19 protein-coding genes and 2 tRNA genes are annotated in these 19581 nt (G+C 73.0%); 9 read left to right on the top strand and 12 right to left on the bottom strand.

Annotated elements, in window-relative coordinates; genetic code table 11:
* Window positions 1–81: 81 nt before the first annotated feature.
* The gene (locus JAO84_RS24585; RefSeq protein WP_370414792.1) at window positions 82–2451 is read left to right on the top strand and encodes a ribonucleoside-diphosphate reductase subunit alpha; all 2370 of its coding nucleotides are present in this window, start codon (window positions 82–84) and stop codon (window positions 2449–2451) included.
* A complete protein-coding gene (locus tag JAO84_RS24580; protein WP_370414791.1) occupies window positions 2451–3515 on the top strand; it encodes a ribonucleotide-diphosphate reductase subunit beta in 1065 nt (354 codons plus the stop codon). Before JAO84_RS24585 ends, JAO84_RS24580 begins: the two co-directional genes overlap by 1 nt.
* A gap of 64 nt (window positions 3516–3579) precedes the next feature.
* Here the strand turns inward: JAO84_RS24580 and def are convergent, their stop codons facing one another.
* The 8 genes from def to JAO84_RS24540 all read right to left on the bottom strand — a co-directional run bounded on the left by def (window position 3580) and on the right by JAO84_RS24540 (window position 10898).
* Entirely contained in the window at window positions 3580–4230 is a 651-nt protein-coding gene (def, locus tag JAO84_RS24575) for a peptide deformylase (protein WP_370414790.1), read from the bottom strand.
* A 72-nt stretch (window positions 4231–4302) separates the two neighbouring features.
* Entirely contained in the window at window positions 4303–5283 is a 981-nt protein-coding gene (locus JAO84_RS24570; protein ID WP_265866586.1) for a hypothetical protein, read from the bottom strand.
* Window positions 5284–5362: 79 nt separating this feature from the next.
* Entirely contained in the window at window positions 5363–6625 is a 1263-nt protein-coding gene (locus JAO84_RS24565) for an HD-GYP domain-containing protein (protein WP_370414789.1), read from the bottom strand.
* On the bottom strand, window positions 6622–8022 hold the full coding sequence (locus tag JAO84_RS24560) for an HD-GYP domain-containing protein (RefSeq protein ID WP_370414788.1): 1401 nt from the start codon (window positions 8020–8022) through the stop codon (window positions 6622–6624). The genes JAO84_RS24565 and JAO84_RS24560 overlap by 4 nt, the downstream gene beginning before the upstream one ends.
* 165 nt (window positions 8023–8187) lie before the next feature.
* On the bottom strand, window positions 8188–8505 hold the full coding sequence (gene rsrA, locus JAO84_RS24555; RefSeq protein WP_370414787.1) for a mycothiol system anti-sigma-R factor: 318 nt from the start codon (window positions 8503–8505) through the stop codon (window positions 8188–8190).
* Window positions 8502–9158: a sigma-70 family RNA polymerase sigma factor gene (locus JAO84_RS24550; protein WP_265866716.1), complete on the bottom strand. Its 657-nt coding sequence runs from the start codon at window positions 9156–9158 to the stop codon at window positions 8502–8504. The genes rsrA and JAO84_RS24550 overlap by 4 nt, the downstream gene beginning before the upstream one ends.
* 254 nt (window positions 9159–9412) lie before the next feature.
* Window positions 9413–10045 carry an alpha/beta family hydrolase gene (locus tag JAO84_RS24545; protein WP_370416854.1) on the bottom strand — a complete coding sequence of 211 codons (633 nt, stop codon included), beginning with the start codon at window positions 10043–10045 and terminating at the stop codon, window positions 9413–9415.
* A 37-nt stretch (window positions 10046–10082) separates the two neighbouring features.
* Window positions 10083–10898: an SOS response-associated peptidase gene (locus tag JAO84_RS24540; RefSeq protein ID WP_370414786.1), complete on the bottom strand. Its 816-nt coding sequence runs from the start codon at window positions 10896–10898 to the stop codon at window positions 10083–10085.
* 51 nt (window positions 10899–10949) lie between these two features.
* On the opposite strand from JAO84_RS24540, the gene JAO84_RS24535 reads away from it, so the two are divergent.
* The 4 genes from JAO84_RS24535 to JAO84_RS24520 all read left to right on the top strand — a co-directional run bounded on the left by JAO84_RS24535 (window position 10950) and on the right by JAO84_RS24520 (window position 14464).
* The gene (locus JAO84_RS24535) at window positions 10950–11672 is read left to right on the top strand and encodes a M50 family metallopeptidase (RefSeq protein ID WP_370414785.1); all 723 of its coding nucleotides are present in this window, start codon (window positions 10950–10952) and stop codon (window positions 11670–11672) included.
* Window positions 11673–11703: 31 nt separating this feature from the next.
* Window positions 11704–13032: a 3-phosphoshikimate 1-carboxyvinyltransferase gene (gene aroA, locus JAO84_RS24530; RefSeq protein WP_370414784.1), complete on the top strand. Its 1329-nt coding sequence runs from the start codon at window positions 11704–11706 to the stop codon at window positions 13030–13032.
* Window positions 13033–13035: 3 nt separating this feature from the next.
* Window positions 13036–14046 carry a ribosome small subunit-dependent GTPase A gene (rsgA, locus tag JAO84_RS24525; RefSeq protein WP_370414783.1) on the top strand — a complete coding sequence of 337 codons (1011 nt, stop codon included), beginning with the start codon at window positions 13036–13038 and terminating at the stop codon, window positions 14044–14046.
* A 94-nt stretch (window positions 14047–14140) separates the two neighbouring features.
* Window positions 14141–14464: a multidrug efflux SMR transporter gene (locus tag JAO84_RS24520; protein WP_370414782.1), complete on the top strand. Its 324-nt coding sequence runs from the start codon at window positions 14141–14143 to the stop codon at window positions 14462–14464.
* On the opposite strand, the gene JAO84_RS24515 is transcribed toward JAO84_RS24520, so the two are convergent.
* On the bottom strand, window positions 14356–15030 hold the full coding sequence (locus tag JAO84_RS24515; RefSeq protein ID WP_370414781.1) for a TetR/AcrR family transcriptional regulator: 675 nt from the start codon (window positions 15028–15030) through the stop codon (window positions 14356–14358). The genes JAO84_RS24520 and JAO84_RS24515 overlap by 109 nt on opposite strands.
* A 106-nt stretch (window positions 15031–15136) precedes the next feature.
* Between JAO84_RS24515 and hisN the strand changes: the two genes are divergently transcribed.
* The 3 genes from hisN (at window position 15137) to JAO84_RS24500 (ending at window position 17064) form a co-directional block, all read left to right on the top strand.
* Window positions 15137–15949 (top strand): histidinol-phosphatase, encoded by an 813-nt coding sequence (gene hisN / locus JAO84_RS24510; RefSeq protein WP_370414780.1) that lies wholly within the window; start codon window positions 15137–15139, stop codon window positions 15947–15949.
* Window positions 15950–16145: 196 nt separating this feature from the next.
* Window positions 16146–16532 (top strand): cyclic nucleotide-binding/CBS domain-containing protein, encoded by a 387-nt coding sequence (locus JAO84_RS24505; protein WP_265866595.1) that lies wholly within the window; start codon window positions 16146–16148, stop codon window positions 16530–16532.
* 112 nt (window positions 16533–16644) lie between these two features.
* Window positions 16645–17064 (top strand): Fur family transcriptional regulator, encoded by a 420-nt coding sequence (locus JAO84_RS24500; RefSeq protein WP_370414779.1) that lies wholly within the window; start codon window positions 16645–16647, stop codon window positions 17062–17064.
* 119 nt (window positions 17065–17183) lie between these two features.
* Here the strand turns inward: JAO84_RS24500 and JAO84_RS24495 are convergent.
* From JAO84_RS24495 to JAO84_RS24485, 3 genes are all read right to left on the bottom strand, one after another.
* Window positions 17184–17257 (bottom strand) — tRNA-Met (locus JAO84_RS24495).
* 60 nt (window positions 17258–17317) lie between these two features.
* Complete coding sequence (locus JAO84_RS24490; RefSeq protein WP_370414778.1) at window positions 17318–19282, bottom strand: tetratricopeptide repeat protein; 1965 nt, start codon at window positions 19280–19282, stop codon at window positions 17318–17320.
* Window positions 19283–19485: 203 nt separating this feature from the next.
* A tRNA-Met gene (locus tag JAO84_RS24485) sits at window positions 19486–19559 on the bottom strand.
* Window positions 19560–19581 lie beyond the last annotated feature (22 nt).

Genomic DNA, 19581 nt, shown 5'->3' with positions numbered 1-19581 from the left:
GTGCGTACGTACGCCACGAAAGGCCCGTCGTTTCCCGCCTCCCCCGTCCTGGCCCCGAGCCGAGCGAGGGAGAGCCCCCACGTGACCATCGCGCCCGCCGATCCGGCTTCGGCCCAGGCTTCCGCCGTCGACGGCGACGGTCCCGGGACCGCGCTGCTGCGGACCCTGACCGAGCTGACCGCCGACCTCCCGGACACCGACCCCGGCCGGGTCGCCGCCGCCGCGCTGCGCGGCCGGCACGCCGGCTCGGACGCGGCGGAACTGCGCGAGCTGGCCACCGAGGCCGCCGCCGGCCTGATCGCCGAGGACCCGGCGTACTCCCGGCTGGCCGCCCGCCTCCTGACGCTCACGATCGCCGAGGAGGCGGCCGGCCAGGGCGCCGTGTCCTTCTCCGGCTCCGTCGCCGTCGGCCACCGCGAGGGCCTGATCGCCGACCGCACCGCTGCCTTCGTCGCGCTGCACGCGGAGCGCCTCGACGCGGCGATCGACCCGGCCGCCGACGACCGCTTCGGCTACTTCGGCCTGCGGACGCTGTACTCGCGCTATCTGCTCCGGCACCCGATCACCCGCAAGGTGATCGAGACCCCGCAGCACTTCATGCTGCGCGTCGCCGCCGGTCTGGCCGAGGACGAGTCGGTGCGCGCCCTGGACGAGGTCACGGCGCTGTACGGGCTGATGAGCCGGCTCGACTACCTGCCGTCCTCCCCCACCCTCTTCAACTCCGGCACCCGCCACCCGCAGATGTCGTCCTGCTATCTGCTCGACTCCCCGCTGGACGAGCTGGACTCCATCTACGACCGCTACCACCAGGTCGCGCGCCTCTCCAAGCACGCCGGCGGCATCGGCCTCGCCTACTCCCGCATCCGCGCCCGCGGTTCGCTGATCCGCGGCACCAACGGGCACTCCAACGGCATCGTCCCGTTCCTGAAGACCCTCGACGCCTCCGTCGCCGCCGTGAACCAGGGCGGCCGCCGCAAGGGCGCCGCCGCGGTCTACCTGGAGACCTGGCACGCGGACATCGAGGAGTTCCTGGAGCTCCGCGACAACACCGGCGAGGACGCCCGCCGCACCCACAACCTCAACCTGGCGCACTGGATCCCGGACGAGTTCATGCGCCGGGTCAACGCGGACGCCGAGTGGTCGCTGTTCTCCCCGTCCGACGTGCCCGAGCTGGTCGACCTGTACGGCGCGGAGTTCGACGCCGCCTACCGCAAGGCCGAGGCGGCCGGCCTGGCCCGCAAGACCATGCCGGCCCGCGACCTCTACGGTCGGATGATGCGCACCCTCGCGCAGACCGGCAACGGCTGGATGACCTTCAAGGACGCCTCCAACCGCACCGCCAACCAGACCGCCGAGCCCGGCTCGGTCGTGCACTCCTCGAACCTCTGCACCGAGATCATCGAGGTCACCGACGACGGCGAGACCGCCGTGTGCAACCTCGGCTCGGTCAACCTGGGCGCCTTCGTGCTCCCGGAGACCGGCGACCTCGACTGGGACCGGCTCGACGCGACCGTCCGTACCGCCGTCACCTTCCTCGACCGGGTCGTCGACATCAACTTCTACCCGACCGAGCAGGCCGGCCGCTCCAACGCCAAGTGGCGCCCGGTGGGCCTGGGCGCGATGGGCCTCCAGGACGTCTTCTTCAAGCTGAAGCTGCCCTTCGACTCGGCCGAGGCGCGCGCCCTGTCGACCCGGATCGCCGAGCGGATCATGCTCGCCGCGTACGAGGCCTCCGCCGACCTCGCCGAGCGCAACGGCCCGCTGCCCGCCTGGGAGCAGACCCGCACGGCCCGCGGCGTGCTGCACCCCGACCACTACGACGTCGAGCTCACCTGGCCCGAGCGCTGGGCCGCGCTGCGCGCGCGGATCGCGTCGACCGGCCTGCGCAACTCGCTGCTCCTCGCCATCGCCCCGACCGCGACCATCGCCTCGATCGCCGGCGTCTACGAGTGCATCGAGCCGCAGGTCTCCAACCTGTTCAAGCGCGAGACCCTGTCCGGCGAGTTCCTGCAGGTCAACTCGTACCTGGTGGACGAGCTGAAGCGGCTCGGCGTGTGGGACGCGCAGACCCGCGAGGCGCTGCGCGAGGCCAACGGCTCGGTGGCCGGCTTCGGCTGGGTGCCGGACGAGGTGCGCGAGCTGTACCGGACGGCGTGGGAGATCCCGCAGCGCGGCCTGATCGACATGGCCGCCGCCCGCACCCCGTTCCTGGACCAGTCGCAGTCCCTGAACCTGTTCATGGAGACGCCGACCATCGGCAAGCTGTCCTCGATGTACGCGTACGCCTGGAAGCAGGGCCTGAAGACCACGTACTACCTGCGCTCGCGCCCGGCGACCCGGATCGCCCGCGCCGCCCAGGCCACCACCATTCCCGTACAGCAGGCCACGCCCGACGCGGACGCCGTCGCCTGCTCCCTCGAAAACCCCGAGTCCTGCGAGGCCTGCCAGTAATGAGCGCCCACCCGTCGCCCGACCACCGCCCCTCATCGACGGCGCTCCGCGCCGACAGTCGTTCTCACAACCTGCTCGACCCGGGCTTCGAACTGACCCTGCGTCCGATGCGCTACCCGGACTTCTACGAGCGCTACCGCGACGCGATCAAGAACACCTGGACCGTGGAGGAGGTCGACCTCCACTCGGACGTCGCCGACCTCGCCAAGCTGTCCCCGGGCGAGCAGCACATGATCGGCCGCCTCGTCGCCTTCTTCGCGACCGGCGACTCGATCGTGGCCAACAACCTGGTGCTGACCCTCTACAAGCACATCAACTCCCCGGAGGCGCGGCTGTATCTGAGCCGTCAGCTCTTCGAGGAGGCCGTGCACGTCCAGTTCTATCTGACGCTGCTCGACACCTATCTGCCCGACCCGGACGACCGCGCCGCCGCGTTCGCCGCCGTCGAGAACATCCCCTCCATCCGCGAGAAGGCGCAGTTCTGCTTCAAGTGGATGGACTCGGTCGAGAAGATCGACCAGCTGGAGACGGCCGCCGACCGCCGCCGCTTCCTGCTGAACCTGATCTGCTTCGCCGCCTGCATCGAGGGCCTGTTCTTCTACGGCGCCTTCGCGTACGTCTACTGGTTCCGCTCCCGCGGTCTGCTGCACGGCCTGGCGACCGGCACCAACTGGGTGTTCCGCGACGAGACGATGCACATGAGCTTCGCCTTCGAGGTCGTGGACACCGTCCGCAAGGAGGAGCCGGAGCTCTTCGACGACGCGCTGCAGCAGCAGGTCACCGAGATGCTGAAGGAGGCCGTCGAGGCGGAGCTCCAGTTCGGCCGCGACCTGTGCGGCGACGGCCTGCCGGGCATGAACACCGAGTCCATGCGCGAGTACCTCCAGTGCGTCGCCGACCAGCGCCTCACCCGCCTCGGCTTCGCCCCGGTGTACGGCTCGGAGAACCCCTTCTCCTTCATGGAGCTCCAGGGCGTCCAGGAGCTCACCAACTTCTTCGAGCGCCGCCCGTCCGCCTACCAGGTGGCGGTCGAGGGCTCGGTGGACCTGGACGAGGACTTCTAGCCCGTACGACGAAGGGCCCCGCACTGCGAGGAGTGCGGGGCCCTTTCGCGTACGGACGCGGAGATCAGGCGTTCGGGACGGTCTCGTAGCGCGGGGTGCCCTCTTCCATCTGGCGGAGGGCGTCCTTGCGGTCCCGCTTCGACAGCTTGTCGATGTAGAGGAAGCCGTAGAGGTGGTCCGTCTCGTGCTGGAGGCAGCGGGCGAAGTAGCCGGTGCCGCGGACCTTGATCGGGTTGCCGTGCATGTCCTGGCCGTTGACCTCGGCGTAGTCCGGGCGGGCCAGCTCGGCGTAGGCGGTGGGGACGGACAGGCAGCCCTCGTTGGAGTCGTCGAGGTGGCGCTGCTCGGCCGGCAGGTCGACGAGGACCGGGTTGATCACGTGGCCGACGTGCCGCTTGCCCTCGTCGTCCATGCAGTCGTAGACGAAGACCTTGAGGTCGACGCCGATCTGGTTGGCGGCGAGGCCGACGCCCTCGGCGGTGCGCTGGCTGGTGAACATGTCGTCGATGAGCTGCGCCAGCTCGTCGCCGAACTCGGTGACGTCCTTGCACTCCCGGTGGAGCACGGGGTTGCCCACGACCGTGATGGGGCGCGAGGTGCCGCGCTCGCGGTGGGCGGTCTCGCGGGCCTCGGTGTCCTCGGTGTCGACGATGAAGCCGTCCTCGTCCACGGCGTACACGCCCGTCTGCTCCTGCTCAGTGCCCTGCTGCGACATGTCCGCCGTACGCCTTCTTCCTGAGATCCGAGGGATCCGTCGTAGATATGGGGTACAGCCTACGGGCAGCGGTCAGCAGACTTCTTCCAGATCACGCCATTCCCGGCTGTCCGGGCTGTCCGCCACCCAGCCGTCGAGCAGCCCTCGGACCAGGCCCGCCGGGGCCGCGATGCCGCACTCGCGCTCCGGCACCCACAGCTCGCCGGGCGAGCGGTGGCCCAGCGGACCGGGGTGGCCGGGCTCGCTGTGGTCGTGCGGGTCCAGGTGCTCGCCCTCGCCCTCGGCGCTCGGCATCGTCGACTCGGAGCAGGCGCGGCAGAGCAGCCGGACGGAGGACGACCAGTCCTCGGCGGCGAAGCCCGCGTCGGCGGCCAGCTGCTCCAGGGCGTCCCGGTCGGCCTCGGTGGCGGCCTCCAGGAGAACGACCCAGGTGGGGACAGGGGAGGGCGCCCACAGCTCGATCTCGTCGAAGACGGGGTAGGAGGGGCCGGCGCTGGTGGTGCGCTCGCCGTTGGGCACGCCGTCGTGCAGCACGACCTCGCCCCAGCGGCGGCCGGAGGACGGCAGCGGGATGGACAGCACCTCGATCCGGGCCGGGTCGAGCCGGCGGCCCCACACGACCTCGGCCTCACCCTCCGGGGAGAGCCGCACGGCCGCGCTGCCCAGCTCCATGCCGGCCGGCTCGCCGGTGCCGGAGGCGGCTCCGGGGACCCGCAGTCCGTAGGCCTGCCAGGCGCGGCGGGCCAGCGGCCAGTCCTGCAGGGCGGTGGCGGCGATGCCCACGTTCCACCAGTCGGGGGCGCCGGTCTCCTTGTCGAGGAGGGCGACGGCGCGCAGGCCGGCGGCCCGGGCCTGCTCCCAGTCGTGCCGGAACTTGTGCAGCAGGGCCAGGTTGAACCAGGACTCGGAGAGCCAGGGCTCCAGGTCCGCCGCGCGGGTGAGGAGCGCGCCCGCGTCCTCGTACCGTCCGTCGCCGATCAGCGTGAACGCGCGGTCGGTGGCCTGCCGCCACGAGGCGGAGGGCCGATGCCGTACCTTCCCGAAGATCCTCACGATTCCCGCCTGCCGGTCGCTACACCCTCTTGTTCGCATCCAACCATGCCCGGTCGGACGCGCGCTCATTACCCATGGGTTACCCCGGAGGAGCTGGGGTGACGCCGCCTCGCGCGAGAACCCGGGCGAGGGACTCGACGACGTCGGGGTGATAGTCGCGGGCGGTGCCGAGCCGGAGCCGCTCCAGGGCCCCGAGGGCGCCGCCCGCGCGGTCGCCGGCCAGGTCGTCGTAGGCGTTCACGGTCCGTACGATCCGGGCGGGCAGGGGCTGCTCGCGGTACGGGTCGGCCTGCTGCTCGACGATCCGGGCGACGGCCTCGTGGACCCCGGTCCGGCGCACCACGGCGGCGCCGAGCAGGGCGATCCGGCGCTGTTCCGCGGCGGGCAGCGGGGCGGTGGCGCCGCCGTCGACCGGGTCGACGAGCGAGAGCTGTCCGATGTCGTGCATGAGCGCCGCGTACTCGAGGTCGGTCAGCGCGGGCCCGGAGAGGCCGAGCTCCCGGCCGACCGCCCGGCTGAGCGCGGCGACCCGGCGGGCGTGCCCGGGCGGGGTGCAGCCGGCGATCTCGGTGGCGCGGGCGAGGGAGGCGATGGTCTGCCGGTTGGTGGTGCGCACGGCGGCCCAGCGGCGCAGCGAGACCTGGGTGAGCAGCAGCGGTACGGCGAAGACGGGCAGCGCCCACAGGCCCGCGACGGCCACCCCGAGGGCCATCACGGCGCCGGTGGCGCACACGGCGGAGCCGATGCCGAGCAGGGCGCGCAGCTCGTCGCGGAGCAGCGGCCCGTAGGGGTGGTGCTGGCGGGCGCGGCGCAGCAGGGCGGCGACGACGGCGCCGCAGAGGGCGGTGAGGAGGAGCAGGAGCAGCAGGAAGAGGGCGTACTGCGGGCCCTCGCCGATCCGGGCGGTGAGGGTGCCGGCGTTGTAGAGGGGCTGGAAGCAGAGCGCGGCGAAGCCCACGGTGAGGACCCGGAGCGCGAGCTGGTCGCGGTCCGGGCCGTGGCCGCGGGCGATGTGCGGGACGCTGCCGACGAGGCCGGCGGCGACGACCACGGCGACGGTCTGGAGCACGCCGTGGGTGGTGGGCCGGCCGGCGCTCTCGCCGAGCAGCGCGTACGCGAGGGCGCCGGCGGCGGCCAGCGGCGCGGGTTCCCTCTCGCCGCGCTGGGCGCCCCGGCGGGTGAGCTCGCCGAGCGCGACGAGGACGCCGAAGGCGAGGGCGTGGCCGGGTTCGTCGAGCCCCTGCCAGAGGGTGCCGGCGAGGCCGCCGAGGGCGAGCAGCAGGGCGGCGCCGTGGACGAGCCCGATGGTGACGCGCCCGCCGTTCAGGCGTCCGCCGCTCACGCGGGCTCCTGGAGCGCGGCTTCGGGAGCGGGCGTCTGCGCCTGCGGCGTGCCGCGCGGGGTGGGGACGGCCGGTTCGTCGGCGGTGACCTCGGTCTGCCAGCCGTGCCGGTGCAGGGCGCGGGCCAGGGCCTCGACCATCCGCGGGTCGAACTGGGTGCCGGCGCACCGCTCCAGCTCGGCGAGCGCGGTCCCGACCGGCCGGGCGCGGCTGTAGCAGCGGGTGGAGGTCATGGCGTCGAAGGCGTCGGCGACGGCGACCACCCGCGCGTACTCGGGGATCTCGTGGCCCTTGAGGCCGTACGGGTAGCCGGAGCCGTCCATCCGTTCGTGGTGGTGCAGGATCGCCGTGCGGGCCTCGCCGAGGAAGCCGATGCCGCGCACCATCTCGTGCCCGTACTCGGGATGCAGTTCGATGATCCGGCGTTCCTCGGGGGTGAGCGGGCCGTCCTTGCGGAGCACCCGGGTGGGCACGCCGAGTTTGCCGATGTCGTGCAGGATGCCGGCGAACCGCACGACCTCCAGGCGGGGCTCGTCCATGCCGAGTTCATGGGCGATCAGGACGGACGCGCGGCCGACGCGTTCACTGTGGCCGCGGGTGTAGCGGTCCTTGATGTCGACGGCGTGGACGAGGGCCCGGATGGTGGCCTGGTGGGCGGCGCGTTCGCGGTGGTACTGGGCGAAGCCCCAGCTGGACAGGTACATGGGCAGCAGCGCGAACAGGGCGGCCGGCGGCCCGTATCCGCTGCGCCACAGCACCGCCATCATCAGTCCGGCGAGCCCGTGGACGGCGTGCGGGGCGAGGGCCCGCCCGAGCAGTCCGTGCCAGGCGGTGCGCGGCGGCTGCTGTTCGGCGGTGGCGCGGATGCCGCCGTCGAGGGCGGTGAGGACCAGGCAGAAGGTGAGGGCGGTCGCCCCGGCCGGAAGCAGCACGTAGGGGAAGTCGGGGGTCTGCGGGCCGAGCCCGAGGGACTCGTCGCAGCGCAGGGTGCGTCCGACGGCGGCCGCGGCCCCGACGGCGAGGGCGAGTTGGGCGGCCCGCCAGGCCCGGCGCAGGGCGGCGGGCGGCTGGTCGACCCGGGTGAGCACGGCGCCGGGCAGGGCGGTCAGCGCGGCAGCGGACGGCGGAAGCAGCAGCGCGGCGGCGATGAGCACGGGATAGAAGGAGACGGGGCCCAGGGGCGCGGCTCCGCCGTCGTGGCCCGCCCGGCCGCCGAGGGCGCCGCCGGTGAGCCGGCAGCGGGCGGGCAGTTCGCACAGCGGGTAGAGCGCGGCGAGCAGCAGCACGGTCGGCCAGGGGGTGCCGGCGGCCGGGCGTAACGCGGGCAGGGTGACCGCGGCGGCGGCCAGCAGGGCGCAGCCGATGAACACACGTGCCGTTCGCGGGACCACCATCACGCCTGTCACGCTAGCGAGTTGGGGTCCCCGGAGCGGCCGGGCACGGGCGATTCGCACCATCGGGTGATACAAGCCGATGGGCCGATGGGCCGATAGACAGACCGGGAGCCGGGCGAGGTGCTCGCCCGGCTCCCGGTACGCGTCCTGTGTCTTGCGTCCTGCTGCCTACTGCTCCTGCGGGGTGGCGGGAGCCGCGGCGGTGGTGGTGTCCTGCTCGGGGAGCAGATGGCCCTCGCGGATCAGTTCGATCCGGCCCATCACCTTGGCGCGCAGGTCGATCGGCACGTCATCGCTGCCGCAGCAGCGCTTGACCAGCTTCTTCACGGCCTGCTCGAGCCCGTACTTCTCCAGGCACGGGGAGCACTCCTCGAAGTGCACCTCGAACTTGGTGCAGTCGTTGTCCGGCATCTCGCGGTCGAGGAACTCATAGAGATGGTCCAGGATCTCCGAGCAGTCCGTCTCGTGCGGATCTCCGCAGCTCATGAGCCCGAGCCTTTCAGATCGTGCGACGACTCACCGGCGCCCGCGGGTACCAGCCCGCGGTCGCGAGCGTAGTCCTCGAGCATGCCGCGCAGCTGGCGGCGGCCCCGGTGCAGTCGGGACATCACCGTACCGATGGGTGTACCCATGATGTCCGCGATCTCCTTGTACGCAAAGCCCTCTACATCCGCGAGATAGACGGCGATGCGGAACTCCTCGGGGATCGCCTGCAGCGCTTCCTTCACGTCGGAGTCCGGCAGGTGGTCGAGGGCCTGCGACTCGGCCGAACGCAGTCCGGTCGACATGTGCGACTCGGCGCGGGCGAGCTGCCAGTCCTCGATCTCCTCGGCAGCCGAGCGCTGGGGCTCACGCTGCTTCTTGCGGTACGAGTTGATGAACGTGTTGGTGAGGATGCGGTACAGCCACGCCTTGAGGTTCGTGCCCTCGCGGAACTGGTGGAAGGAGCCGTACGCCTTCGCGTAGGTCTCCTGCACCAGGTCCTCGGCGTCGGCCGGGTTGCGCGTCATGCGCAGCGCGGCCGAGTACATCTGGTCGAGGTAGCCGAGGGCGTCCCGCTCGAAGCGCGCGTTGCGCTCCGCGGTCGTCTCCTCGGGGCCGTCGTCGGTCCCTGTGTCGGTCCCAGTGACCGGACCCACCTCCTCCAGCGCTGCGGCGAACCCGAACGCGGATCCGCTCGCTTCGGAGGATAGACGAGGAACCGCTCCGCCCGCCGCCCGAACAGGGGTGACCCGCGCCGCGGGCAGCACGGTCCAGTCGAGCTCCGTGTGCTGCGGTCGCTCACGGCAGATGGCAGAACCCATGCGACGGACTCCCTCTTCCCTTGCTCCAAGCACCGATGTCCGTCACAACAGCACCGCCCCGCCCGGCATTCCCGGCCCCCGGCGGGCGGTCAGCGGAGTGACGCGAGCCACTCGGTGACCGCGCCCACCACGCTGTCCAGGGCCTCGTCCTGGGTGATCGGGGCGCGCTTGGGCACGGCGAAGCCGTGGTCGGCGTACGGCACCTCGGCGAGGGTGTGCGGGCCGGCCGGGAACTCCGCCGGTTTCCCGAAGGGGTCGTTGCCGCCCTGCACGACGAGGGTCGGCACACCGGCGCCCAGGAGTTCGTCAGCTCGGGAGCGTTCCGGCCTGCCCGGCGGGTGCAGCGGAAAGCTCAGGGCGAGGACGGCGGCGGCGCCGAGCTCGCCGGCGGTGCGGCAGGCGACCCGGGCGCCGGCGCTGCGACCGCCGGCGATCACCGGCAGGCCGGGGACGGCGAGCGCGGGCCACAGTCCGCGCCAGCCTGTGTCAAGGGTCTTGGGCGCGGGGGCGACCTTCTTGCCGGCGACCCGCCAGGGCTGCTCGACCAGGGCCACGCTCACGCCCTCGGCGGGCAGCGCGGCGGCCAGGGCGACCAGGTCGCGGGCCTCGATGCCGCCGCCGGCGCCGTGGCTCACCGCGAGCACGGTCCACGGCTTGCGCGCCGGATGCCAGGTGATCCGGGCGTCCCCGGCGTCGGTGGGAACGATCTCGCTCTTCGTCACGGCCTTGGTCACGTCCCCATCCTGCACCTCGGAGGGGTCAGAACAGGGTCGCCTCCTCCGGGCCCTCCAGCTCCTTCAGCAGCTCGGGCCCGTTGTTGCGCACGTTGCTGACCGCCGTCGCCACCGGGTAGGCCCGCATCAGGCCCTCGGGCGGCGGGGCGAGCAGCCCGCCGAGCGCGCCGGGCGTGGTGCGGGCCGGGTCCAGCCAGGCGTCCCAGCGGTCCGGGGTGAGCATCAGCGGCATCCGGGGGTGGATGTCGGCGAGCGAGCGCGGGCCCTCGGCCGGCGCGACGCCGAGCGGCGCGGTCTCGGCCTCGGTGGTGACCACCGAACAGGTCACCCACCAGGCCAGCGGGTGGGCGTCGGGCAGGGTCCGGTCGCGCCAGAACTCGTAGATCCCGGCCATCGCGAAGACCGAGCCGTCGGCCGGGGTCACGAAGTAGGGCTGCTTACGGGCCCGCTTCCGCTTCCCCTCGACCTCCAGGTCGCGCTCGTCGGCGCCGGTCACCCACTCGTAATAACCGTCGGCCGGCACGATGCAGCGGCGCCGGGCGAAGGCCTCCTTGAAGGACGGCTTCTCGTGCAGGGTCTCCGCGCGGGCGTTGATCATCCGGGCGGCGTTCTCCGGGCCCTGCACCCAGGACGGCACCAGGCCCCACTTCAGGACCCGCATCTGGCGAACCGGGCGCCGCGATTCCGCGTCTTTGAGAGGACGCTCCAGAATCACGTGGACCTGCTTGGTCGGGGCCACGTTCCAGTCGGGCGCCAGCGTCTCCGCCGGCTCCCACTTCTCGACCCCGAAGGCCGCCGCCAGCTCCTCGGGGCTCCTGCTCGCCGCATACCGTCCGCACATGCGTGCCACACTGCCACGCAACCGTCACCCACCGAGGAGCCCGTCCACACCATGACCGAATTCCTCGGCCCGTCCCTCGCCCTCGACACGACCGACGTCCTCGGCACCCAGAGCGCCCCCGAACTGTGGATCGTGATCGTCACGGGGGTCGCCGCGATGCTCGCCGTCGTGCCCCGCTCCATATGGCGCCTGTCCCGGAACGCGATCACCATCGCGCACGAGGGCGGGCACGGGCTTATCGCGCTCGTCACCGGCCGCCGGCTGCAGTCGATCCGGCTGCACTCGGACACCAGCGGGCTGACCGTCTCGCGCGGCCGCCCCACCGGCCTCGGCATGATCCTCACGGCCGCCGCCGGCTACACCGCGGCCCCGCTGCTCGGCCTGGGCGGCGCCGCGCTGCTCTCCTCGCACCGGATCACGCTGCTGCTCTGGCTGGCCACGGCGCTGCTGCTGGTGATGCTGCTGATGGTGCGCAACGCGTACGGGATCTTCACGGTGCTGCTCACCGGCGCGGCCTTCCTCCTGGTCTCCTGGCTGACCGGTCCGGACGTGCAGTCGGTGTTCGCGTACGCGGTGGTGTGGTTCCTGCTGCTCGGCGGGGTGCGCCCGGCCTTCGAGCTGCAGGCCAAGCGCCGGCACGGGGACGCGGGCGACTCCGACGCGGACCAGCTGGGCCGCCTCACCCACGTGCCGCCGATCCTGTGGCTGCTGTTCTTCCACGCGGTCTCGATCTGTTCCCTGATCGGCGGCGGACGCTGGCTGCTCGCCGTGTAGCGGCCGCTCTTCGCCCCCGTAAAGTGAGGGCATGACCGACAGCACCCCGTCCACCGATCCGCTCACCGGCCTGTGGCCCGCCCCGTACGCGGGCGGCGCCGTCGACGCCACCGTCACCGTGCCCGGATCGAAGTCGGTCACCAACCGCGCCCTGGTGCTCGCCGCGCTCGCGGCCGAGCCGGGCTGGGTGCGCCGCCCGCTGCGCTCGCGCGACACCGTGCTGATGGCGGAGGCGCTGCGCACCCTGGGCGTGAAGATCGACGAGGGCGTGGGTCCGGACGGCACCGGAGAGGCCTGGCGGATCATCCCGGCCGGGCTGCGCGGCCCGGCGACCGTGGACGTCGGCAACGCGGGCACGGTCATGCGCTTCCTGCCGCCGGTCGCGGCGCTGGCCGACGGGCCGGTCCGGTTCGACGGCGACCCCCGCTCCCACGAGCGCCCGCTGCACGGGGTGATCGACGCGCTGCGCGCGCTCGGCGCCCGGATCGACGACGACGGGCGCGGCGCGCTGCCGATGACCGTGCACGGCGGCGGCGCTCTGGAGGGCGGTGTCGTGGAGATCGACGCCTCCTCGTCCTCCCAGTTCGTCAGCGCCCTGCTGCTCTCCGGCGCCCGTTTCAACCAGGGCGTGGAGGTGCGGCACGTGGGCGGCCGGCTGCCGTCGCTGCCGCACATCCGGATGACGGTCGACATGCTGCGCGCGGTCGGCGCGCAGGTCGACGAGCCGGAGCACGGCGGGCGCCCCGACGTGTGGCGGGTCGCCCCGTCCGCGCTGCTCGGCCGCGATCTGGTGGTGGAGCCCGACCTGTCGAACGCCCAGCCGTTCCTGGCCGCCGCCCTGGTCACCGGTGGCCGGGTCACCGTGCCGGACTGGCCGGCCAGGACCACCCAGCCCGGTGACGCGCTGCGGGAGATCTTCACCGAGATGGGTGGCTCCTGCGAGCTCACCGACGCGGGCCTCACCTTCACCGGCACCGGCCGGATCCACGGCATCGACGTCGACCTCGGCGAGGTCGGCGAGCTGACCCCGGGCATCGCGGCGGTCGCGGCGCTCGCCGACTCCCCGTCCACCCTGCGCGGCGTCGCGCACCTGCGGCTGCACGAGACCGACCGGCTCGCCGCGCTCACCCGGGAGATCAACGGCCTGGGCGGCGATGTCACGGAGACCGAGGACGGTCTGCACATCCGCCCGCGCCCGCTGCACGGCGGCGTGTTCCACACGTACCACGACCACCGGATGGCGACCGCGGGCGCGATCGTCGGCCTGGCCGTCGAGGGCGTGGAGATCGAGAACGTGAAGACGACCGAGAAGACCTTGCCCGACTTCCCGAGGATGTGGACCGAAATGCTCGGAGTCTGAGCCATGCGGCGTTACGGCAAGCACACCGACGCGGACGACATCCGCCAGCGCCCCAACCGCAAGGGCAGCCGCCCCCGGACCAACATCCGTCCCAAGCACGAGGACGCCGTCGAGGGCATGGTCCTCACCGTGGACCGCGGCCGGCTGACCTGTCTGGTCGAGGACCGGACCGTGATGGCGATGAAGGCCCGCGAACTGGGCCGCAAGGCCGCCGTGGTCGGCGACCGGGTCTCCCTGGTGGGCGACCTGTCCGGCGAGAAGGACACCCTGGCCCGGATCGTGCGGATCGGCGAGCGCAGCTCGGTGCTGCGCCGCACGGCCGACGACGACGATCCGTACGAGCGGGTGGTCGTCGCCAACGCCGACCAGCTGGCGATCGTGACCGCGCTCGCCGACCCCGAGCCGCGCCCACGCCTCATCGACCGCTGTCTGGTCGCCGCCTACGACGGCGGGCTCGACCCCTTCCTGGTGCTGACCAAGTCGGACCTGGCCCCGCCGGAGAAGCTTCTCGAGCTGTACGGCGACCTGGACATCCCGTACGTGGTGGTGAACCGCGAGGAGCTGTACGACGGCGGGGCGGCGGACCGGGTGCGGGAGTATCTGGGCGACCGGGTCACCGCGTTCGTGGGGCACTCGGGCGTGGGCAAGACGACGCTGGTGAACGCGCTCGTACCGGAGGAGCGGCGGCGGCTCACCGGCCATGTGAACGCGGTGACCGGCCGCGGCCGGCACACCACGACCTCGGCGCTCGCGCTGCCGCTCGACAAGGTCGACGGCTGGGTCATCGACACCCCGGGCGTGCGGTCCTTCGGTCTGCACCACGTCGATCCGTCCCGGGTCATCCACGCCTTCCCGGACCTGGAGCCGGGCACCGAGGAGTGCCCGCGCGCGTGCAGCCACGACGAGCCGGACTGCGCGCTCGACGCCTGGGTGGCCGAGGGCCACGCGGACCCGGCCCGGCTGTACTCGCTGCGCCGGCTGCTCGCGACCCGCGAGCGCCGCGAGGGCGACTGACCGCGCACGTTTGCGGGCGGGCACGGTTGGTAAGTGCATAATCGCACCAGGTGATCCACATTGTGATCCATATGGGGCGTGGGAGGCACTGACGATGGCGTGGCTGCTGGTGGTGGTCGCCGGGCTCCTGGAGACGGGTTTCGCGGTGTGCCTGAAGCTCTCGCACGGCTTCACCCGGCTGTGGCCGACGATCGCGTTCTGCGCCTTCGCACTCGGCAGCTTCGGGCTGCTGACCCTCGCCCTGCGCAAGCTGGACGTGGGTCCGGCGTACGCGGTGTGGACCGGGATCGGCGCGGCGGGCACCGCGATCTACGGGATGGTCTTCCTCGGCGACGTCGTGTCCACGCTCAAGATCGTCTCGATCACGCTGGTGATCGCCGGTGTGATCGGCCTCCAGCTCTCCGGCTCCGCGCACTGAGCGTCACCACCCTGCGTGTCGGCGCGCCGGGCGTCCGGGACGGGGACTGCGATCGGGGGCGCCACGACATGGCTGAGCGCGAGCCGTACGGCGAGTTCGCAGCCGGCCGCCCAGCGCTCCCCCGCGCAGGCGGCGGTCTCGGCGACCAGTTCGCCGGGCGCGGGCGGCCCGGCGTCGGCGCGCCGCTGGGCCGGTACGGGTGCGAGCCGGGCGCCGGCCCGGGCGGGCCGCGGCCGGGGCAGGGCGTCGTTCCAGGCGTCGGTGAGCAGGGCCCGCAGGATCGGGCGCTCGGCGGCGCGGGCCACGGTCCACTCGGCGACGGCCACCAGATTGCGCTCGGGCGGGGCCGGGGCGGCGAGCACCCGCCGTACCCCCAGGAGATAGGCGTCGGCCTCGCGCCGGACGAGGGCCCGGGCGAGCCCCTCCTTGCTGCCGAACTCGTTGTAGAGGGTCTGCCGGGACACCCGGGCGCGGGCGGCCACGTCGACCATCCGCACGGCGGACCAGGGCAGCGTGCCGAGGGCCGCGAGGGCCGTGTCGAGCAGGGACTCTCGGGCAGTCGGCATCGTCGCCTCCCAGCCGGATCGGTTCTGCGCTCAGCGTTGACGGACGGACACGCACTGTCAAGGGCCGCCGCGGGGCGACGCGTCTTCGGGGGATAGAGTTTCGAGCATGGCCGATTACCACGACGATCTGCGTCTCGCCCATGTCCTCGCGGATGCCGCGGACGCGGCCACGATGGACCGGTTCCAGGCGCTCGACCTGAAGGTCGAGACGAAGCCCGACATGACCCCGGTCAGCGAGGCGGACAAGGCCGCCGAGGAGCTGATCCGCGGGCAGCTGCAGCGCGCCAGGCCGCGGGACGCGATCCTCGGCGAGGAGTACGGCGTGGAGGGCTCGGGCCCGCGCCGCTGGGTGATCGACCCGATCGACGGCACCAAGAACTACGTGCGCGGGGTGCCGGTGTGGGCGACCCTGATCGCGCTGATGGAGGCCGGCGAGACCGGTTTCCAGCCGGTGGTGGGCGTCGTCTCGGCCCCGGCGCTCGGCCGCCGCTGGTGGGCGGCGAAGGGCCTCGGCGCGTACACCGGCCGCAGCCTGGCCTCGGCGAGCCGGATCGGGGTCTCGAAGGTCGGGCGCCTTGAGGACGCCTCCTTCGCGTACTCCAGCCTGACCGGCTGGGAGGAGCGGGGCCGGCTGGACGGCTTCCTGGACCTCACGCGGGCGGTCTGGCGCACGCGCGCGTACGGCGACTTCTGGCCGTACATGATGGTGGCCGAGGGCTCGGTCGACCTGTGCGCCGAGCCGGAGCTGTCGCTGTGGGACATGGCGGCCACGGCGATCGTGGTGCAGGAGGCCGGCGGCACCTTCACCGGGCTCGACGGGCGGCACGGCCCGCACAGCGGCAACGCGGCGGCGTCGAACGGACTGCTCCACGGCGAGCTGCTGAGCTACCTCAACACGGAACCGCCGCAGCAGGACTGACGTTCCGTCACACCCGTCCCACCGTCACCGCCGAGCCCCCGGCACACGCCCCTCGCGTGCTCCCGGGGGCGCTCCGCGCGCCCCCTTGTCGACCCCCTCCCCCGGTGCCACTCTGAGAATCCCCCCTTTGTGAACTTGTGAAAAAGTTCTCGAAGTCTCCGCACGCGAAGTCTCCGAACCGGAGGTGGTTCCCTCCATGCTCGTCCGTGACGCCATGACCACCGTGATCCTCACCATCGGACCGGCCCACACGCTGCGCCAGGCCGCCCGGCTGATGTCGGCGCGCCGCGTCGGCGCGGCCGTCGTCCAGGACGGCGACGCCGGCGGATTCGGCATCCTCACCGAACGCGACGTCCTCAACGCCATCGGCACCGACCGGAATCCCGACCACGAGACCTGCGACGCCCACACCACCCGCGACGTGGTCTTCGCCGCCCCGACCTGGACCCTGGAAGAGGCCGCGGAGGCGATGACCCGCGGCGGCTTCCGCCATCTCGTGGTGCTCGACGACCACGGGCCGGTCGGCATCGTCTCCGTCCGCGACATCATCCGCTGCTGGCTCCCGGTGCACAGCGCCGCCTGACACCCGCTCCCTCGGCCACAACTCCCTCGACTTGGATTTTGTCCAAGTCGAGGGAGTGTCCGAACTCACATCGGTTCGGGACTCGCCGGCGGCGACTGTTACTCTGACCCCCATGAGCGACCTGTTGGAACGACTGCGCGGCCGTGGCTGGCGAATGACCGCGCAGCGCCGTGTCGTGGCCGAGGTGCTCGACGGGGACCATGTGCACCTGACCGCCGACGAGGTCCACGCCCGGGCCGTCGAGCGCCTGCCCGAGATCTCCCGTGCGACCGTCTACAACACGCTCGGCGAGATGGTCACGCTGGGCGAGGTGATCGAGGTGGCCACGGACGGGCGCGCCAAGCGCTACGACCCGAACGCCCACCGACCGCACCAGCATCTGGTCTGCGCCCGCTGCGGCGCGATCCGTGACGTGCACCCGGCCGGCGACCCGCTGGCCGATCTGCCGGCCACCGAGCGTTTCGGCTTCACCATCTCGGACGTCGAGGTCACCTACCGGGGCATCTGCCCGAGCTGCGCGACGACCGCGTAGCTTCTCAGCGGACACACGAGAGCCCCGCCTTCGGGCGGGGCTTTTCCGTGCCCCGCGACAGCTGCCGGCGCATACGACGAAGGCCCGGATCCGAGGATCCGGGCCTTCGTGCTACTGAGTAGCGGGGACAGGATTTGAACCTGCGACCTCTGGGTTATGAGCCCAGCGAGCTACCGAGCTGCTCCACCCCGCGTCGGTGAACCCAACCTTACGGGACGGCCCTCACCAGCGCAAATCCATTAACGCGGTGCCGTTACGCGGTGAGCTCCTGGTGCAGCGCCTCGCTGAGCCGGGCCGCCCGCTCGGCCACCTCGGCCGGGCCGAGCTCGACCGCGCGGTCGCACCAGCGGCGCCCCTCGGTGAGCTCGCCGCGCCGGGCGGCGAGCAGCGCGAGCCGCAGGGCGGCCCGGCCGTGCCCGGCGTGCGCGGCGCGGGTCCACCACAGGGCGGCCTCCCGCTCGGCGCCCTCGCGGGCGAGCAGCAGACCGAGGTTGAAGGCGCCGTTGCGGGAGCCGGCCTCGGCCGCCTCCCGGTACCAGCGGGCCGCCTCCTCGACGTCGCCGCGCGCGGCGGCGAGCATGCCGACCCGGACCTGGGCGCGGCGGTGGCCCTGCTGGGCGGCCCGCTCGTACCACTCCTCGCACTCGCTCTTCTCCTCGCGCGGCGCGCCGAGGACCGGCGGCCCGGGGGCCGGGCGGCGCGCGTCGAGGACGGTGGCGAGCCGGTAGGCGGCCTCGGCGCTGCCGCCGCCGGCCGCGCAGCGCAGATGGCGCTCGGCGGCCTGCTCGTCGCCGTCGCGCAGGTGCGCGATGCCGACCTGGAGGGCGGCCTCGGTGTGTCCGGCGGCCGCGGCCCGCTCGTACCAGGTGAGCGCGGTGCGGTCGTCGTCCCGGCCGGCGTGGAGGATGCCCAGGTTGAAGGCGGCGTCGACGCTGCCGGCCTCGGCGGCCTTGGAGAACCACGGCTCGGCGCCGCCCGCGTCACCGGCCTGGAGCAGCAGCACGGCCAGCGCGTTGGCGGCCTCGCGGTGCCCGGCGTAGGCGGCCCTGCGGTACCACTGCTCGGCCTGCTGGGTGCGCTCCTGGGCGGCGCAGAGCAGCCCGAGGTTGTAGGCGCCGTTGACGTCGCCCGCGTCCATGGCGGCGCGGTACCAGCGCTCGGCGGTCTGCTGCTCGCCGCGGGCGGCGTGCAGCGCGCCGAGCGCGTTGGCGGCGTTGCCGTCGCCGTCCTGGGCGGCGCGCAGCCACCACACGGCGGCGCTCTCCTCGTCGCCGGCGTCGCGCAGCAGGAAGCCGAGCGCGCGGGCGGCCTTGGCCTCGCCGTCCTTGGCGGAGGTCAGATACCAGCGGCCGGCCTCCTTGAGGTCGCCGCGCTTCTCCAGGATGGCGCCCAGGTGCAGGGCGGCCCGCCGGTGCCCGCGCGCTGCGGCCTGCCGGAACCACTGCTCGGCCTCGCCGAGCCCGTCCTCGGCCCCATCGGCCCCGTCGGCCGCCGGGCGGGTGCCGGCGCCCGGGCGCGCGCCGGCGCGCAGGCCGGTGCCCGTGCTCGTACCCGCGCCTGCGCCCGTGTCGTACGCGTGCGGGCCGCGGGCGGCCGGGCCGGTGGCGCGGCGCTCCAGGGCCAGGGCGAGCCGGTAGGCGGCCTCGCGGTGGCCCTGCTCGGCGGCGGCGCGCAGCCAGCGCTCGGCGCCGACGTCGCTGCGGTGCTCCAGGAGGTCGGCAAGGGCGTACGCGCCCAGGGCGTGGCCCTGCTCGGCGGCCTGGCGCAGCCAGTACTCGGCGGCGGGCTCGTCACCGCGCTCGCGGTGGTGGCGGCCGAGGGCGTGGGCGGCCGGGGCGGAGCCGGCGACGGCGGCGACCCGCCACCAGCCGGCGGCCTCGTCCGGGTAGCCGCGCTGGTGCAGCAGGACGCCCAGGTTGTTGGCGGCGGCACGGTCGCCCTGGCCGGTGGCGCCGCGCAGATAGGGCTCGGCGCCGTCCAGGTCGCCGCGGCGCAGCAGCAGGGCGCCGAGCACGCTCATCGACGCGGCCTCGCCCTTCTCGGCGGCAAGGCGGTGGCGGGCCTCGGTCTCGGCCTCGTTCTCCTGGTCGGCGGTGGTGTCGACGGCCGCATCGACGGCCCCCGCGGCCTCGATGATCTCGTCTGCGGCGTTTCCGGCATGCCGCTGCACAAACCGCCCTGTCTCCAACAGAGTTGCCCTGTCCCCCATAAATACCATCGTCGCACCACCCGCAACCCGCGTACACCTGGTATATCGCAGCCAGTGAGGTCACTTCAGCGTTTTGTCGACATGCCCACAGAGAGACAAGTCAAACACGACTCACGCCAACTCCCCCCATCCATACCGCCCTTCGTGCCCGAGGTGGCTCCGGACACACGACGAGGGCCCGAATCCTTATGGATTCGGGCCCTCGTCGTCAGTAGCGGGGACAGGATTTGAACCTGCGACCTCTGGGTTATGAGCCCAGCGAGCTACCGAGCTGCTCCACCCCGCGTCGGTAAGGAAACCGTATCACG

The sequence above is a fragment of the Streptomyces fradiae genome (assembly GCF_041270065.1).
Classification (GTDB): Bacteria; Actinomycetota; Actinomycetes; order Streptomycetales; family Streptomycetaceae; genus Streptomyces.
The sequence above is the reverse complement of the archived record's forward strand: the minus strand, read 5'-3'. Positions and strand labels throughout refer to the sequence as shown.